Source organism: Solibacillus cecembensis (genome assembly GCF_050272495.1).
GTDB lineage: Bacteria > Bacillota > Bacilli > Bacillales_A > Planococcaceae > Solibacillus > Solibacillus cecembensis.
Map to the genome: position 1 here is coordinate 120,821 of NZ_JBNNMF010000002.1, position 14,651 is coordinate 135,471.

16 protein-coding genes are annotated in these 14,651 nt (G+C 38.4%); all 16 read right to left on the reverse strand.

The annotated features are described in order from the left end of the window. Nucleotides 1-48 precede the first annotated feature (48 nt). The 16 genes from ACQKIH_RS02390 to ACQKIH_RS02465 all read right to left on the reverse strand — a co-directional run bounded on the left by ACQKIH_RS02390 (nucleotide 49) and on the right by ACQKIH_RS02465 (nucleotide 14,509). The gene (locus tag ACQKIH_RS02390) at nucleotides 49-591 is read right to left on the reverse strand and encodes a TIGR01440 family protein (protein WP_427763231.1); all 543 of its coding nucleotides are present in this window, start codon (nucleotides 589-591) and stop codon (nucleotides 49-51) included. Between the two features lie 6 nt (nucleotides 592-597). Further along, the gene (rpiB, locus tag ACQKIH_RS02395; RefSeq protein WP_427763233.1) at nucleotides 598-1,035 is read right to left on the reverse strand and encodes a ribose 5-phosphate isomerase B; all 438 of its coding nucleotides are present in this window, start codon (nucleotides 1,033-1,035) and stop codon (nucleotides 598-600) included. A 439-nt stretch (nucleotides 1,036-1,474) separates the two neighbouring features. Further along, nucleotides 1,475-2,767, reverse strand: coding sequence for a methyl-accepting chemotaxis protein (locus ACQKIH_RS02400; protein WP_427763235.1), 1,293 nt, complete (start codon nucleotides 2,765-2,767; stop codon nucleotides 1,475-1,477). Then, nucleotides 2,764-3,216, reverse strand: coding sequence for a low molecular weight protein arginine phosphatase (locus ACQKIH_RS02405; protein WP_427763236.1), 453 nt, complete (start codon nucleotides 3,214-3,216; stop codon nucleotides 2,764-2,766). The genes ACQKIH_RS02400 and ACQKIH_RS02405 overlap by 4 nt, the downstream gene beginning before the upstream one ends. Before the next feature lie 27 nt (nucleotides 3,217-3,243). Beyond that, nucleotides 3,244-3,738 carry a manganese efflux pump gene (locus tag ACQKIH_RS02410; RefSeq protein WP_427763237.1) on the reverse strand — a complete coding sequence of 165 codons (495 nt, stop codon included), beginning with the start codon at nucleotides 3,736-3,738 and terminating at the stop codon, nucleotides 3,244-3,246. Between the two features lie 245 nt (nucleotides 3,739-3,983). Next, complete coding sequence (locus tag ACQKIH_RS02415) at nucleotides 3,984-5,027, reverse strand: L-threonylcarbamoyladenylate synthase (RefSeq protein ID WP_427763239.1); 1,044 nt, start codon at nucleotides 5,025-5,027, stop codon at nucleotides 3,984-3,986. A gap of 99 nt (nucleotides 5,028-5,126) precedes the next feature. Next, the gene (locus ACQKIH_RS02420) at nucleotides 5,127-5,678 is read right to left on the reverse strand and encodes a stage II sporulation protein R (RefSeq protein WP_427763240.1); all 552 of its coding nucleotides are present in this window, start codon (nucleotides 5,676-5,678) and stop codon (nucleotides 5,127-5,129) included. A 44-nt stretch (nucleotides 5,679-5,722) separates the two neighbouring features. Next, nucleotides 5,723-6,586 carry a peptide chain release factor N(5)-glutamine methyltransferase gene (gene prmC / locus ACQKIH_RS02425; RefSeq protein WP_427763242.1) on the reverse strand — a complete coding sequence of 288 codons (864 nt, stop codon included), beginning with the start codon at nucleotides 6,584-6,586 and terminating at the stop codon, nucleotides 5,723-5,725. After that, nucleotides 6,573-7,649 carry a peptide chain release factor 1 gene (gene prfA / locus ACQKIH_RS02430; protein WP_427763243.1) on the reverse strand — a complete coding sequence of 359 codons (1,077 nt, stop codon included), beginning with the start codon at nucleotides 7,647-7,649 and terminating at the stop codon, nucleotides 6,573-6,575. The genes prmC and prfA overlap by 14 nt, the downstream gene beginning before the upstream one ends. A gap of 145 nt (nucleotides 7,650-7,794) precedes the next feature. Continuing rightward, the gene (locus ACQKIH_RS02435) at nucleotides 7,795-8,367 is read right to left on the reverse strand and encodes a thymidine kinase (protein ID WP_057986721.1); all 573 of its coding nucleotides are present in this window, start codon (nucleotides 8,365-8,367) and stop codon (nucleotides 7,795-7,797) included. Between the two features lie 125 nt (nucleotides 8,368-8,492). After that, entirely contained in the window at nucleotides 8,493-8,693 is a 201-nt protein-coding gene (gene rpmE, locus ACQKIH_RS02440; RefSeq protein ID WP_057986719.1) for a 50S ribosomal protein L31, read from the reverse strand. Nucleotides 8,694-8,858: 165 nt separating this feature from the next. Further along, a complete protein-coding gene (gene rho / locus ACQKIH_RS02445) occupies nucleotides 8,859-10,142 on the reverse strand; it encodes a transcription termination factor Rho (RefSeq protein ID WP_427763244.1) in 1,284 nt (427 codons plus the stop codon). A 221-nt stretch (nucleotides 10,143-10,363) separates the two neighbouring features. Further along, nucleotides 10,364-11,329 carry a class II fructose-bisphosphatase gene (gene glpX, locus ACQKIH_RS02450; RefSeq protein ID WP_057986715.1) on the reverse strand — a complete coding sequence of 322 codons (966 nt, stop codon included), beginning with the start codon at nucleotides 11,327-11,329 and terminating at the stop codon, nucleotides 10,364-10,366. Nucleotides 11,330-11,452: 123 nt separating this feature from the next. Continuing rightward, nucleotides 11,453-12,730, reverse strand: coding sequence for a UDP-N-acetylglucosamine 1-carboxyvinyltransferase (locus ACQKIH_RS02455; RefSeq protein ID WP_057986711.1), 1,278 nt, complete (start codon nucleotides 12,728-12,730; stop codon nucleotides 11,453-11,455). A 161-nt stretch (nucleotides 12,731-12,891) separates the two neighbouring features. After that, nucleotides 12,892-13,542: a fructose-6-phosphate aldolase gene (fsa, locus tag ACQKIH_RS02460; RefSeq protein WP_057986709.1), complete on the reverse strand. Its 651-nt coding sequence runs from the start codon at nucleotides 13,540-13,542 to the stop codon at nucleotides 12,892-12,894. Between the two features lie 112 nt (nucleotides 13,543-13,654). Beyond that, a complete protein-coding gene (locus ACQKIH_RS02465; RefSeq protein ID WP_057986707.1) occupies nucleotides 13,655-14,509 on the reverse strand; it encodes a class II fructose-bisphosphate aldolase in 855 nt (284 codons plus the stop codon). Between the last annotated feature and the right edge of the window lie 142 nt (nucleotides 14,510-14,651).

Sequence of the window (14,651 nt, forward strand, 5' to 3'; positions counted from 1 at the left end):
CCCTAAATGTTGTTCCGAATAATCGGTGTTTCCAATTCAAATAGACCTTTAATATTGTGCACGTTCTCCGCCAATTAGCTTCGGACGTGTTGTAGCTAACGTAATGACTGCTTCCCCCAACATTTTTTCAGTTGTTCGAATGGGCACAGCTACTGCTTTTAAATGCATACCAATAAGTGTTTGACCAATATCGATTCCTGCATGCGCTTTTACAGCCTCTACAACAACTGGTTCTTGCATTTGTGTATATGCATACGCAGACATAGAACCCCCTGCTGTTCGTACAGGTACAACCGAGACAGGCTCAAGTTGATACGCGAGAGCGGCGGCAGCTTCCATCGTGAGTGCACGATTAATATGCTCACAGCCTTGAAAAACTAAATAAAGATCATGCTTTTGCGCAAAACGAGAAAGTTCCTCATATAACACTTGCGCAACATCAAGTGCACCTGATGTTCCAATTTTTTCTCCGATAATTTCAGAGGTAGAACAGCCGATGACAAATAACTGCTTTTTTGTAAACTTCACTTGTTGCTCGAATTCTTTTAAAACTAACGCTAAATCCTTTTGCAAATGGTGTAAGTTTGTCATATGCAATTACCCTTCAATTTCAGAAATTTTTTCAACGCGACGAATGTGACGTCCGCCTTCAAATTCTGTATTTATCCAAGTTTCGACGATTTCTCGTGCAAGGCCCGGCCCAATGACGCGCTCACCCATTGCTAATACATTAGAATCGTTGTGGCAACGTGTCGCTTTTGCTGAAAATACATCGTGTACTAAAGCACAACGAATGCCTTTAAACTTATTCGCTGCAATAGAAATACCAATTCCTGTACCGCAAATTAGAATGCCGCGATTAAATTCTCCAGCTGCTACTTTTTCTGCAACAGGACGTGCATAATCTGGATAATCTACTGAATCATTTGTTTTTGGTCCAAAATCTTCATAGCTAATGGACATTTCGTCTAATAGTGCCATAATTTCTTTACGTAAATTATTGCCACCATGATCGGAAGAAATCGCAATTTTCAAGTGGGTTCCCTCTTTTCATTTATATTCAACAACAGTGTACCATTTCTTCTATAAGAATAACATGGTTTTCATTAATAAATTTTCTGATTTCGCCATAAAACACGAATGTTCCAGCTCACAAATACATAATAGTTAGTTTTTCATGTAAATTTAACGATTAATCACCATAATCATTCGTGATTCACATGCTATTTACATTTTTCTGGAGATTCCATTGGCATTATAAGTTCTAACGAAAATCCGCAAAATGCATCTGCAAACGCTAGGTCCCCAACAAAAAAAACAACAATGGCTCCGAAATGTTACTCACGGCTCATTGTTGTTAGCTTTGGGCCAACACGAAGTTGGTCACAAAGGCGTTGTCACAGGACGTGACGGTTTTAGCCTTTGCTCCTTGTTCCTCTACTTCAGCTGGGGTTTAAACCCCGGCTGAATAAAGTTAATTTACACGATCAAATCGTTGAATCACTTTATACAATTCACTTGATTGATGTTTCAAATCACTAGCTAATGCCTCAACTTGTTCAATAGCATAGGCTTGCTCTGTTGACGCTGAATTTACTTCTTGTGCACTCGCAGAAGTTTGTTCTGCAATCGCAGCCACTTCCTGTGATTGATGTGCTGTCCGACTAATATTCTGCATTTGTTGATCAATTAATTGGGAAATCGTCACAACGGCATCTGCCATTTCATAAACGCCTTTTGACATTCCTTCCACTGCAGCCGTCGTTTCAGATACACGCGATGATTCATTCACTGCAAATGCCACTTGCTCATTCATTTGTTTTACGACAACTGTCACGTTTTGCTGCATCGTTTGAATTAATGTTGTAATCCCTTGTACAGCTTTAGCACTTTCATCCGCCAAACCACGCACTTCTTCTGCTACAACAGCAAAGCCTTTTCCGTGCTCCCCTGCTCTCGCCGCTTCAATCGAAGCATTCAGTGCAAGCAAGTTCGTCTGGCCTGCAATATCCCCTACCAAACCAATAATTCGTTCAATTTGTTCCGCATTTTTTTCAAGTTCTTGAATATTGCCTAGCGCATCTTTATTATCTGTTGCAATTTTTTGGATACTATTTACTGTGCTTTGGATTGCATCCGTTGTGTTCGATAAGTTTGAAATAATTCGCTTTGAATGGTCCGCTGAATGCACCGCTTTATTATTAATTTCCGTTGCCAACTCACGCACATCTTCAAGCGCCTCTACCGTTTCTTGAATCGCAACTGCTGATGCCTCTGCACCACTTGAAATATGACCAATATTATGTGTAATTTGTGCTGAATTTCTGGCTACTGATGATGTTTGATCAGATAAATTTACAATCGTCGCATCCGTTTTTTTGAAATTATCTTCAATACCTTCTACCATTTTACGTAAATTTGTTACCATTAATTGAAATGCCTCTGCTACATTACGAATTTCATCATTTGTTTTTGGCATTTCTACATCTTTCCCAATCTTACCTTCTGCCACAGAATTAGCGCTCTTCTCTAATCGTTGTAATGGGCGAACAAGTATAATACTAAATACCGCGGCTAATGCACATGACCAGAAAATTCCTAATGAATATGTAATGATTTGAAATAGACTACTATTTACTGATTTAAAGAACATCGGTTGAATAAATTCGATAAACACAAAACTTGTTGAATACGTAATCAATGCTAATATCCCTACAAATAATACAAGCTTCCGGCGCAAATTAAACATTTTCCTTTGTGAGTTCATTCGGTTGGTTCCTCCAATACTATTTTTTCTTCTAGCTCATCAATCGCTCGATTTAATTCATCGAATGTTTGTTTATATAGAGTTACGTCTCCTCCAAATGGGTCAAATACATCTTGAGCGCCATACGGAGTCGTGTATTCTTTTAGTGTATATGTTTTTTCATAGGCTCCTTCAAAATTTCGAATGACCATTTCCTTATGCCCTGTCGTCATCGTTAAAATTAAATCAGCCCACGCCACATCCTCACTATTTACCTGACGAGTTACATGGTGATGTATAATATTTTCTCTATCTAATATCACACTTGAATTTTCTGACATTTGACCACCCTCAAGTGCATAAATCCCAGCAGAACGTACTTCTACATTTTTTAACTTTTTATTTTTCAATATCGCTTCTGCCATCGGGCTGCGACAAGTATTCCCTGTACAAATAAAGTAAATGTTCATTATCACCGCTTCTTTCTTATCTTCTCACTACTCTATAAGCATAACACTCAATACAATCAATAGTATTCCAGCCGTTATTTTAAAAATAGAACTCTGTATTATGCTCGATTTTTGTGCACAATGGAGCGCAGCATAGGAAAAGATAACTGTAGCCACTCCTGCACTTATAACAAAGATATTTTTCTGTAAGTCTAGCATACCAAAAGATAGGCTAACTGAAAAGGTGTCGACACTTGCTAAAATTGCTACAATAGATAAAGGAATTACTGGAACATCGTTGTTTTTCGCTGATAAAAGTAGTTGTAAACCAACGAAGAATATTAATATAGAAGAAATCCGACTTGTCCAATCGAGAAAAACACCAGAAAGTAATTCACCGAAATGGAATCCGATTAGCGGGAAAATCGCGTGGAGAGCTCCTGTCCAAAGCGCTAATAAAAATTTTGATCGTACATTTGTCGTTAATAAATAAAGCGCAACGACATCAAAAGACATGATTACTCCTGTAATAATTTCTTGCACTCCCCTCCTCCTCTAACAAAAGTTTGTTGTATTTTATGCGAGCCCCCATAGCTACATGAATTTTTTGTGTGTATCCATCTAAAGGGCTGTTCTATCCACTACTTTCAATTTCCTAACCGTCTGCCTTATAAATATCGACCATTTCCAACCATTTTCCATTATCGATAATTGGACTTATCAACACACAAAAACACCCTGTAAAATTTAGATTTTACATCTAACCTTTACAGGGTGTTTCCAGCGTATTATTGTTTTTGTAATTGAAACCAATTTCCACCTGCTGCCTTTTCGAGTCGGTTCATAATGGCTGTTCCTACACCTTCACGAGTCGTCGACGTGGCTAAAATAACCGTTGCATCGGTTTTATCACATGCGCGTAATGCATCATAAAGCGCTGCACTCATTTGCTCGATTTCATTGGCGTTTCCAAATGTAAAATAATAATCTACTGTTATTTCATTAAAATTTTGTGGTGCGAGTAATGCTACTCGGTGACCTTGTAATTTCAAATGCGTTACTGCCTGTTGCACCGTTTCTTCATTCGGTTCAATTAAAAATACTGGTGCATCTGGTGCGTAATGTGTATATTTCATGCCCGGCGCTTTCGGTGTTGATTCGATTTGTTGCTGTTCAAAGTTCGGTTCTAAAACAGGTCCTATTACTTGTTCTAGCATTTCCTTCGTCACTCCACCTGGGCGCAAAATTATCGGTACATCTAACGTGACATCTAGCACAGTGGATTCAACACCAATTCCAGTTATACCACCATCTAAAATACACGGAATAATCCCTGCCAAATCTTCATATACATGACTCGCCTTTGTCGGACTAGGCTTGCCACTGCGATTGGCACTAGGCGCAGCTAATGGTTTTTTCAATTGCTGAAGTAACTTTAATGCGACCGGGTGATCCGGCATACGAATCCCTACTGTTTGTAGCCCTGCTGATACACTCGGTGCTAAAACATCCGCTTTCGCCTTCATAACAATCGTTAAAGGGCCTGGCCAAAAATGTTCCATGCATATTTTCGCAACTTCTGGAATATCATAAGTATAGTATGACAATTCCTCGATTGTCCCAATATGAACAATTAACGGATTATCCGATGGCCTTCCTTTTGCAGCGAATATTTTTTTCACTGCCTCCTCATCTGTTGCAACCGCACCTAAACCATAAACTGTTTCTGTTGGGAATGCGACAACTTCACTTTTATTTAATAAATCCACAGCTTGTGCATAATTTTCAGAATTATCCACATCTTTATCCACATGCAATTTTTTCGTCTCCAATTGGCATCCCCCTTTATTACTTAAATTTTCCGACTTTATCCACATATTGTTGATAACTTTCTGAATTTTGTGGATAATATTAGACTAGTTGTGCACATCTCAAATACTATTTTTCTTGAACCACTCGTAAATAAAAAATTTATGTTGTTCTTTTTTTACCTCTTCTGGCGGGCTACACACCGTTGGGAATGCTGAACAAAACCAATTTTCCCCTCGCCCACTACCAATGGCAAATGTGACAGAATTGTACTCATTTTGTGGGTAGAATCTATGAAATTGATATTTGGGTGGTATTAAGTTATCCCCAATGTTCATAACTATTTTCAAATCAGGAAATTCTTTCTGGATAACTGCATAAATTTCCTCATAACTGTGGGTATCTTGTGAATTTATACTTTTACTTTCCATTAATGCTTGAATATTTTCCACAATCAGTTGCTTTTGCTGTTGATCTTGCAAAGAGGAGCTATTCGCAACGACACGTATTTTCAGTTGTTCTGCCTGTTGTGCTTGCACCGCTTGAATATCATAAACGAACGTTGGAATTATCATCACCGCACCAATTAGCACGAGTATACTAAAGCATAATTTTAACATGGCAATCATTATATGTTTATTCGAATTTGTTTGAATCTCGTAATCATTTAACATTTTAATTCCCCCTTGCTAGCAAGTGTTAGCAAGAAAGATAGATTTTATTCACTAATTTCACAAAAAACCATTCGTTCTTTTCCATTGATATCTTTTACAACGGAAACATGCGCTTGTGGAAAACTCATCTTAAACATTTCCGCAACGGCTTGCCCTTGTGAATAACCGATTTCAACACCAATCAGCGCAGGTTTATTCATTAGCGGTGGTAGTTGTTCTGCTAGTTTACGATATAAAATGAGTCCATCCTCTTCTGCAAATAACGCAGAATGGGGCTCATGATCAACGACGACATCAGACATCTCTTCTAATTCACTAAAAGCGATATAAGGTGGATTAGAGAGCACTACATCCCATTTTTTATCTGCAATCGGAGCCGTTAAATCTCCTAATTTAAACGTTATATTCGTTTGTAATTGCTCAGCGTTTTTTTGAGCCGTTTGAAGTGCTATTTCTGAAAGGTCTGTTGCCGTTACAATTGCTTGTGGCCACTCATTTTTCATCGTTATCGCAATAGCCCCGCTGCCCGTCCCAATATCCGCTAACTTCAATTCGGCATGTTTTCCAAATAACTTTTCCATACGCGTCATAGTACCAACAATTAATTCTTCTGTTTCAGGTCGAGGAATTAATACCGACTCATCCACAGAAAAGATGCGACCATAAAATTCTTCCTCGCCTGTAATGTACTGAACCGGAATTCCCTTTACATGCTGTTCAATAAAATGCCTAAACTTGTGCTGTTGTTCTTCCGTTAACGCATCGTGCATTTTCATCATTAAACCTGAATAATTCGTTTGCAAGACGTTCTGTAATAGTAATCTTGCAGCATTTCCTTCGCGACCATTTTCCACTAAAAAAGAAGAAGCCCCATTTAGGGCCTCTAAAATAGTTTTAGACATCTTCATTTAAGTTTGCAAGACGTGTTGCTTGCTCATCTAAAATAAGTGCATCGATAATTTCATCCAGTTTACCTTCCACAATTTGGTCCAACTTTTGAATCGTTAAACCAATACGGTGATCTGTTACACGGTTTTGTGGATAGTTGTAAGTACGAATACGTTCAGAACGGTCGCCTGTTCCTACCGCTGACTTACGCGTTGAATCGATTTCTGCTTGCGCTTCTGCACGGTTCTTTTCAGCTACACGCGCAACTAAAATTTTCATCGCTTTTTCACGGTTTTTAATTTGAGAACGCTCATCTTGCATGGAAACAACAACACCTGTTGGTAAATGGACCATACGTACAGCTGACATCGTTGTATTTACGGATTGACCACCGGCACCTGATGATGCGAATGTGTCTACACGGATATCTTTCTCATGAATTTCAACATCTTCTACATGCATCTCAGGAAGACATGCTACTGTTGCAGTTGATGTGTGAATGCGCCCCTGTGATTCAGTCGCCGGTACACGTTGTACACGGTGCGCTCCGTTTTCATATTTGAACTTAGAGTACGCCCCTTGACCATTAATCATTAAGATTACTTCTTTATAACCGCCAGATGGATTTGGTGTAGCTTCCATAATCTCGACTTTCCAACCTTGTGTTTCAGCATAACGTGTATACATACGGAAAAGGTCACCTGCGAAAATATTTGCTTCGTCCCCACCAGCAGCCCCACGTACTTCCATAATTACGTTTTTCGAGTCATTCGGGTCTTTCGGAATTAATAAAATACGTAAGCTTTCTTCCAATACTGGAATTTGCTTATTTAAATCATTGAATTCCTCTTTCATCATTTCAAACATTTCTGGATCTTTTTCTATCTCCATTAATTCACGTGTATCAGCCAATTGCTCTTTCACTATATTATATTCGCGATATACTTCGACCATTTCTTGAATATCTGACTGCTCTTTTGAGTAATCACGTAATTTTTTTGGATTATTTACGATATCTGGGTCGCTCAATAATTCATTTAGTCTTTCATAACGGTCCTCAACCGCTTGCAAACGATCAAACATTTAATTCACCTCTATTATTATTTTCATTAATATTACTGCGTTCAAAATCTACCTATATCAGTATAAAGAAATTCGTTCACTGTTGCTACACTTATACCAAAAGTTTTCACGAACCGTACTATTTTTATCATTGAAAATAGTCAATTTATAATGGCGGATTGCTATGGCATCTGCGACAAACAGGGTAATAGTTATCATTACCCCCAATTTGAATTTGATCACCTGCGCGCACTGGTTTTTTGCTTTCATCGACACGTATGTTCATTGTCGCCTTTTTATGGCAAAACCAACAAATTGTTTTCATTTCCTCAATTTTATCTGCATAAATAAGCATGTAACGGCTGCCTTCGAATAATTCATTTTGGAAATCATTTTTCAAACCGAATCCCATCACTGGAATATTCAATTCATCGACAATTTGCGTTAACTGGAGAACATGTTCTTTTGATAAAAATTGTACTTCATCTACTAATACACAGTATAATTTTTCGTTGTGCTTTTTTACAATTTCATATATATTTGTTTCCTTAAAAACAGCTGTTGCTGGGCGTCGTAGTCCAATTCTACTTGAGACAGTTCCTACTTCATCACGTGTATCGATACCCGATGTAAAAATTAACACCGGTTTATTTTGTTCTTCATAGTTATGTGCTACTTTCAAAATTTCAATCGACTTTCCGCTATTCATTGCACCATGCTTAAAAAATAGTTGTGCCATCAATACCCCTCATTTCTAACACCAGTATTTAAATAAGTCCTAATTTGATTGAACTAAATGAAGAATTTTTATATTTTTTATTTAAAAAACCTACTTCCAAATAAACTTGGAAGTAGGTTTCGATATTACTTGATACCGTATTTTTTGTTGAAGCGATCAACACGTCCGTCAGCAGACGCGAATTTTTGACGACCTGTGTAGAATGGGTGACATTCGTTACAGAACTCGATGCTGATTTTTTCTTTAACTGAACCAGTCTCAAAAGTGTTACCGCAAGAACATACTACAGATGCAGTTTTGTATTCTGGGTGGATACCTTGTTTCATATTCGTTACTCCTCTCGCCCTGAACCATCCGGAACAGAGTATTATTCGAACTGTGCCTTACATAACCCGAATATGTCGGTTACATATGCACACGTTTCATACTTAAGAAAGTATAGCAAGGTTGCTTTATCAATGCAACTGTTTTGCTGATTTTTTTTTATTAAATTATAATAACCCTTTACCATTTGTTGCTTTTTTCATATCTGTATCTAACTTTTCGAAAAACTCTTCATTTGATTTCGTTGGGCGTAATTTGCGTAAAAACTTCTCTGAAAAGTCGTTCGTATCGCTAAATGTTTTACGAATTGCCCATAATTTCTCAAGCTGATCTTTTGGAATAAGTAATTCCTCTTTACGTGTACCAGAACGGCGAATATCAAGCGCTGGGAAAATACGACGCTCTGCTAAATGGCGGTCTAAGTGCAACTCTAAGTTACCTGTTCCTTTAAATTCCTCATAAATCACTTCATCCATACGGCTTCCTGTATCAACAAGTGCTGTCGCTAAAATAGTTAAGCTACCGCCTTCTTCAATATTACGGGCAGAACCAAAGAAACGTTTTGGACGGTGGAATGCAGCTGGGTCAATCCCCCCTGAAAGTGTACGTCCACTCGGCGGAATCACCAAGTTATATGCACGGGCAAGTCGCGTAATAGAATCCATTAAAATAATCACATCGCGTTTATGCTCGACTAAACGACGAGCACGTTCTAATACCATTTCCGCCACTTTCACATGGTTTTCAGGTACTTCATCAAATGTTGATGATACCACATCTGCATTTACCGAACGTTCGATATCCGTTACTTCTTCTGGACGTTCATCAATTAACAATACGATTAATTCAGCTTGTGGATAATTCGTCGTAATCGAATTGGCAATTTCTTTTAGAAGCGATGTTTTACCTGCTTTTGGTGGAGCAACGATTAATCCACGTTGTCCAAAACCAACTGGCGCTACTAAATCCATAATACGCGTTGATAACTGAGATGATGATGTTTCAAGTTTAATATGGCGATCTGGATAAAGTGGTGTTAATGCTGGGAAATGCACACGTTCTTTTGCTACTTCAGGGTCTTCCCCGTTAACTGCATCTACTTGTAATAATCCATAGTAACGCTCATTTTCTTTTGGTGGACGTACTTTACCCGATACTTTGTCCCCGTTACGTAAACCAAATCGACGAATTTGAGATGCCGAAATATAAATGTCTTCTTTTGATGGTGAGTAGTTAATTGGGCGTAAAAAACCAAAGCCTTCTGTCGAAATAATTTCAAGAACGCCTTCCATGAAGAAAAATCCTTCTTGTTCAGAACGAGATTTTAAAATAGCAAAAATCAGCTCTTTTTTCGTTAATTTGCTGGCATTTGTTAACTTATATTGCTTGGCTAAAGCATAAAGTTCCTTTAATGTCATGCTTTCTAATTGCGCAATCGTTATAGATGTCATGTGTTGTCTCCAGTCTTTATTTTATTCATACTTTTATTGGATACTAGTTAATGGTGAATTCGATTGATTCGATTATGTAATCCGGATGTGTGGGAATTATCGAATGAAGGGTCAAAATTGATTTGAAAGATGCCCGGCAATTATAGCCGGGCATTAATTATATAACGAGATTAAGGAAATAGGAAATGCTTTTTTTCAGTCAATCCTCTGTTATAAAGAAGTTATTTAAAGTCGTAATTCGGTTTTTTATCGATGCTATGACGACCTTCGATAAAACGAACTGTTCCTGTTTTTGCACGCATAACGACAGAATGAGTAAGTGCATAAGAGCCTTTATATTGAACGCCGCGTAATAATTCCGAATCTGTAACTGCTGTTGCCGCGAAAATTGCGTCATCACCTTTTACTAAATCGTTCATCATTAATACTTTGTCTACGTCAATACCCATTTTTTTGCATCGTGCTAATTGTTCTTCGTCTTCTGGTACTAATTTCGCTTGGAAATCGCCACCTAAACATTTTAATGCAACGGCTGAGATTACACCTTCAGGAGCTCCACCCATACCGAACATAATATCGATACCTGTTTCATCGAATGCTGTATTAATTGCCGCACCAACATCACCATCTTGGATGAACTTAATACGTGCGCCCGCTTCACGGATTTCATCAACAATATGCTGATGGCGTGGACGGTCTAATAAAGTCGCGACTACGTCAGAAATATCTTTATTTTTTGCTTTTGCTACTTGTAATAAGTTATATGTTACAGATGCATTAATATCTACTTTACCCGCTGCCTCTGGACCTACAGCGATTTTATCCATATACATATCGGGTGCATTTAACAAGTTACCTCGATCTGCAATTGCCAGTACAGTCATTGCGCCATTTGTGCCTTTAGCTACAATGTTTGTCCCTTCTAATGGATCAACTGCGATATCAACTTCTGGTCCGCCGTTACGAAGTCCTAGTTCTTCACCAATATAAAGCATCGGTGCTTCATCCATTTCGCCTTCACCAATTACAACTGTTGCATGCATTGGAATAGTGTCGAACATAACGCGCATTGCTGTTGTTGCTGCATCATCTGCTTCATTTTTTAGTCCGCGACCCATCCATTTTGCTGATGCGATAGCTGCTGCTTCTGTTACACGTACTACTTCCATTGATAAACTACGTTCCATTTCCTGTCTGCCTCCTGTGTTCGGTTAACGCCGAAACTTACTGCATTGAAAGATGTTATTATATATTAAATCTAATTGATTAATTACCCGTAATATTGTAACACATTTTTGATTCATTCTATATTATACTTTTTTATTTGCATTGATGACAATCGATTCTTTGCGAATATCCGCTCCAAGCTTACATAGCTTTTCGATTAAACCACCGTACCCTCGCTCAATATGGTAAATATCATGAATTTCTGTCTCACCTTTAGCGATTAATCCTGCTAATACAAGCGCGGCACCTGCCCGTAAATCCGTTGCTGTCACAGCTGAACTTTGTAACACAGACGGACCTTGTATAATTGCCGTATTCCCCTCTACGCGAGCTTTTGCATTCATTCTTCGGAGTTCATCAATATGCTTAAAACGTGCGGAATAAATCGTGTCTGTCACAATAGATGTACCTTCTGCTTGTGACATGAGAACAGATAATGGTTGCTGTATATCGGTTGGAATGCCTGGATATACGAGCGTTTTCACATCGACTGCACGCAATGGTCCTTGTTTTGGAATATAAATACTTTCCTCATCTATTTCTATTACGACACCCATCTCACGCAACTTGGCAGTTACAGCTTCTAAATGAAGTGGAATAACATTGTCAATTACTACACCATCACCAACTGCTGCAGCCATAATCATAAATGTAGAAGCCTCAATACGGTCTGGTATAATCGTATGATTCGTGCCACTTAATTCATCCACACCGTCAATGCGAATAACGCTTGTGCCAGCACCTTTGATTTTAGCGCCCATATTTGTTAGGAGCGTTGCAACATCAATGATTTCAGGCTCTTTTGCAGCATTTTCAATAACCGTTCTTCCTTTAGCTCGAACAGCGGCTAGCATAATATTAATCGTTGCACCGACACTGGCTACGTCTAAATAAATTTTGGCACCGATGAGTTCATCCGCACGTAAATAAATCGCACCATGCTCATTCGTCACCTTTGCACCTAATGCCTCAAAACCTTTAATATGCTGATCAATCGGACGAGGACCTAGAAAACAGCCTCCTGGTAGTCCAATTACTGCTTGTTTAAACCGCCCAAGCATCGCACCCATTAAATAATAGGAAGCTCTCATTTTTTTTACGTTGCCATTCGGTAATGGCATTGCCACCATCTTTGTCGGATCGATTGTCATTTGACCATCTGCAAATGTTACCTCTCCGCCGATTTCCTCAAGCAATGCCTTTAACGCCCATGCATCCGAAATTTCAGGAATTCCTCCAATTGTTACGGAAGAACCCGCTAAAATTGATGCAGGAATTAGAGCGACCGCGCTATTCTTTGCACCACTAACTGTTACTTTCCCTTTAAGACGACGTTCGCCCCTAATTTTATACACATCCATTTTGCGTTCTCCCTTACGTTTGGACAAATTTTTAAAATCATTTTAGCATTGGGGTAACTTGCTCTATCCGCTGAAAACTACTGATATCACACTAAAAAACAGCCGTTTTCAGCTAAATGAATAGAACAGTTACAGATGAGTCAACTGTGAAGTTAATCTTATTATTTCCCTTCACGCGCCGCCCAATCCGCTAAAAATCCTTCAATTCCTTTGTCTGTTAATGGATGGCTAAACAATTGTTGTAATACTTTAAATGGTGTTGTAGCAATATGCGCTCCTGCTAGTGCAGCTTGCGTAATATGTTGTGGGTGGCGAATAGATGCCGCAATAATTTCAGTTGAGATTTCATGGATGGCAAACATTTCAGCAATTTCACGAATTAATTCAACGCCGTCTTGACCGATGTCATCTAAACGTCCTAAAAATGGCGAAACATACGTTGCACCAGCACGAGCTGCTAATAATGCTTGGTTTGTAGAGAAAATTAATGTGACATTTGTTTGAATGCCTTTTTCTGAGAAGTGTTTACACGCTTTTAAACCTTCAGGAGTCATTGGAAGTTTCACTGTAATATTTGGGTGAATTGCTGCTAATTCTTCCCCTTCACGAATCATTCCTTCTGCATCTAATGAAATAACTTCGCCTGAAACAGAACCATTTACTAATTCTGCGATTTCGCGTAAACGGTCATGGAAATTAACACCTGATTCTTTTGCTACTAAAGATGGGTTTGTCGTAACACCCGACAGAATGCCCCAAGAGTATGCTTCTTTAATGTCTTCAAAATTCGCTGTATCGATAAAAAATTTCATTATAAATATCCTCCAAACACATGTTGTATTTAATCGTCTATATAGTAATTGTCGAAAGTCGTTAGAAAAACACATCTCGCCCATATTTGAACGAGATGTTACTTATTTTATATTATGCTTTTTGTGAACTGCCAAACTCGCGCATTTTACCGATAACCGTTTGTTTAATCGCTTCACGAGCTGGACCTAAGAATTTACGTGGGTCATAAGTAGTTTTGTCGCTATCTAAAAACTCACGGATTGCTTTTGTCGCCGAGATTTGGTTTTCTGTGTTAACGTTGATTTTAGCTGTCCCTAAAGAAATTGAACGTTGAATATCTTTTGTTGGAATCCCTGTACCACCGTGTAATACTAATGGTAAATCTGTCATTTTCGAGATTTCTTCCATTTCAGCAAAGCCTAAGTTTGGCTCACCTTTATATGGTCCGTGTACAGAACCTAATGCTGGTGCTAAACAGTCAATCGCTGTCGCCTCTACTAATGCTTTACACTCTTTTGGATCTGCATAGTTGATACCACCAATTACGCCATCTTCCTCGCCACCAACTGTACCAAGTTCCGCTTCTACTGAAACACCTTTTGCATGTGCGTAAGCTACGACTTCTTTTGTAATCGCTACATTTTCTTCAAATGAATGATGAGAAGCGTCAATCATTACTGATGTAAAACCAGCATCAATCGCTTCCTTACATTTATCAAAGCTTGAACCATGATCTAAATGAATAGCTACTGGAACTGTCGTTTTATAACTTTCCATTAAGCCTTCTACAATTTTTACAACGGTAATAAAGCCACCCATATATTTTGCGGCACCTTCAGATACACCTAAAATTACAGGAGATTTTTCTTCTTCTGCTGCTTGTAAAATTGCTTGTGTCCACTCTAAGTTATTAATGTTGAATTGACCAACTGCATAACCTTCTGCTTTTGCTGTAATTAACATTTCTTTCATTGAAACTAATGCCATTATAAAAATCCTCCTCGAAGATACATTAATAGGGTGCCTTTAGAAAAACTCATTACTTAAATAAAATGGTCTTTGTCTACATACCAATCTCCATCTGATCATACTTTCTGATTGGTTTATAAACATACAAATTTATCATAAC

Coding starts and splice junctions, on each gene's coding strand:
- ACQKIH_RS02390 (WP_427763231.1), bottom strand. CDS start 591: ATGACAAACTTACACCATTTGCAAAAGGATTTAGCGTTAGTTTTAAAA.
- ACQKIH_RS02400 (WP_427763235.1), bottom strand. CDS start 2,767: ATGAACTCACAAAGGAAAATGTTTAATTTGCGCCGGAAGCTTGTATTA.
- ACQKIH_RS02405 (WP_427763236.1), bottom strand. CDS start 3,216: ATGAACATTTACTTTATTTGTACAGGGAATACTTGTCGCAGCCCGATG.
- ACQKIH_RS02420 (WP_427763240.1), bottom strand. CDS start 5,678: ATGTTAAATGATTACGAGATTCAAACAAATTCGAATAAACATATAATG.
- prmC (WP_427763242.1), bottom strand. CDS start 6,586: ATGAAGATGTCTAAAACTATTTTAGAGGCCCTAAATGGGGCTTCTTCT.
- prfA (WP_427763243.1), bottom strand. CDS start 7,649: ATGTTTGATCGTTTGCAAGCGGTTGAGGACCGTTATGAAAGACTAAAT.
- ACQKIH_RS02435 (WP_057986721.1), bottom strand. CDS start 8,367: ATGGCACAACTATTTTTTAAGCATGGTGCAATGAATAGCGGAAAGTCG.
- rpmE (WP_057986719.1), bottom strand. CDS start 8,693: ATGAAACAAGGTATCCACCCAGAATACAAAACTGCATCTGTAGTATGT.
- rho (WP_427763244.1), bottom strand. CDS start 10,142: ATGACATCTATAACGATTGCGCAATTAGAAAGCATGACATTAAAGGAA.
- glpX (WP_057986715.1), bottom strand. CDS start 11,329: ATGGAACGTAGTTTATCAATGGAAGTAGTACGTGTAACAGAAGCAGCA.
- ACQKIH_RS02455 (WP_057986711.1), bottom strand. CDS start 12,730: ATGGATGTGTATAAAATTAGGGGCGAACGTCGTCTTAAAGGGAAAGTA.
- fsa (WP_057986709.1), bottom strand. CDS start 13,542: ATGAAATTTTTTATCGATACAGCGAATTTTGAAGACATTAAAGAAGCA.
- ACQKIH_RS02465 (WP_057986707.1), bottom strand. CDS start 14,509: ATGGCATTAGTTTCAATGAAAGAAATGTTAATTACAGCAAAAGCAGAA.